This window comes from Falsiroseomonas sp. HW251 (assembly GCF_050563545.1).
Lineage (GTDB): Bacteria > Pseudomonadota > Alphaproteobacteria > Acetobacterales > Acetobacteraceae > Falsiroseomonas.
This window is the reverse complement of record NZ_JBNXUM010000078.1, coordinates 1-1,740: the sequence shown is the minus strand read 5'-3', so window position 1 is coordinate 1,740 and position 1,740 is coordinate 1. Positions and strand designations below refer to the sequence as shown.

The following is a 1,740-nucleotide window of genomic DNA, read 5'->3' as shown; positions in this document are numbered from 1 at the left end:
AAAATCCGGCAGGTCGACGAGCGCGAGCAGCAGGCCGGCGACCCAGAAGACGTGCATGTGGGTGAAGAGCGCGAGCAGGCCGAGCACGGCGACGATCTCAAACTGCAGCTTGTGGCCGCGATGGGCCATGCGCTCGGGCAGGGTGTGGATGCGCAGGAAGACCAGCCCGAAGCCCAGCACCGAGACCAGCAGGATGCCGCCCGCCACGAGCAGAAGCGGGTCGGAGCCGTCCGCCCCCGGCAGGAAGAAGGGAAGCGCATGCGGCGCGGCCGGATGCATCTCGGCAGTCGTTGTCACTGACGCACCAACCTTCCGACCCGTGACGCGCCGTGCCATCGCGGGCCAGGCGCGGGGACTCCGATGCCGGACCATACAGGCGGGCTTGCGGATCGTCATCACGCCAGCGGCGCATGCCGTGCCGCCGCGCAGGAGAAGCGAGCCTCCAGAACCCGTGTTTTCCGATAGCGCTCGGCGCCGTCGCAGCATCGTGCCTGCGCTAGTCTCGCAGCCAGAAGCGGAGCCCGCGTGAGGCCAGGCGACCCGCGGGCCTCGTCGCCTGCGGGATCGAGAGGCGTCAAAGCGGCCCGGGGAGGAACGCTGAGATGGACGGTACCAACGTGGCGCCCGGCCCCCTTTCGCCGGTGCGCGGCTGGCGCGACTTCGAGCCGGGACGCTGGCAGCGGACGATCGACGTCCGCGACTTCATCGTCCGCAACGTCACGCCCTATGAGGGCGACGAAACCTTCCTCGTCGGTCCGACCGCCCGCACCCTCGCGGTGTGGGAGAAGCTGCAGCCCTTCTTCCGGGAGGAGCAGAAGAAGGGCGTGCTCGACGTCGACGCGGCAACGCCGTCCACCGTGCTGGCGCATGCGCCTGGCTACATCGATCGCGACAACGAGGTGATCGTAGGCCTGCAGACCGACAAGCCGTTCAAGCGGGCGATCTTCCCCGCGGGCGGGCTCCGCATGGTGGAGGCCGGGCTGAAGGCCGCCGGCTTCCCCGCCGACCCCGCGGTGCACGAGGCCTTCACCAAATACCGCAAGACGCACAATGACGGCGTCTTCGACGCCTACACGCCGGAGATCATGCGGTGCCGGAAATCCGGCATCATCACCGGCCTGCCGGACGCCTATGGCCGCGGCCGCATCATCGGCGACTACCGCCGGGTCGCCCTCTATGGCACCGACCGGCTGCTCGCGGCCAAGCGCGCGGAACGCGCCCAGGTCGACGAGATGTGGCCCTCCGACGAGATCATCCGCACGCGCGAGGAACTCGCGGAGCAGATGCGCGCGCTGGAAGACCTCGCGGAGATGGGCAGGCGCTATGGCTGCGACATCGCCCGCCCCGCCGAGACCGCGCGAGAGGCCGTCCAGTGGACCTACCTGGCCTATCTCGGCGCCATCAAGGAGGCCAATGGCGCGGCCATGTCGATCGGCCGCATATCGACCTTCCTCGATGCATACGTCGATCGCGACCTGCGCGAGGGCACGCTGGACGAGGCCGGCGCGCAGGAGCTGATCGACCAGCTCGTGCAGAAGCTGCGCATCGTGCGCTTCCTCCGCACGCCGGACTACGACGCGCTGTTCAGCGGCGATCCCTACTGGGCGACCGAATGCGTCGGCGGCATGGACCTCGATGGCCGCACGATGGTCACGCGGACGAGCTACCGCGTGCTGCACACGCTGACGAACCTGGGGCCGGCGCCGGAGCCGAACATCACCGTCCTCTGGTCGAAGCAGT

The 1,740-nt window shown here is 69.1% G+C and carries 2 protein-coding genes; one reads left to right on the top strand and one right to left on the bottom strand.

Annotated elements, in window-relative coordinates; translation table 11 throughout:
* Nucleotides 1-297 (bottom strand): hypothetical protein (locus tag ACLF3M_RS35210; RefSeq protein ID WP_430661680.1); only part of this gene is annotated, 297 nt, incomplete at its 3' end.
* A gap of 305 nt (nt 298-602) precedes the next feature.
* Here ACLF3M_RS35210 and ACLF3M_RS35205 point away from each other — a divergent pair.
* A partial coding sequence (locus ACLF3M_RS35205) for a pyruvate formate lyase family protein (protein ID WP_430661679.1) occupies nt 603-1,740 on the top strand: 1,138 nt, incomplete at its 3' end.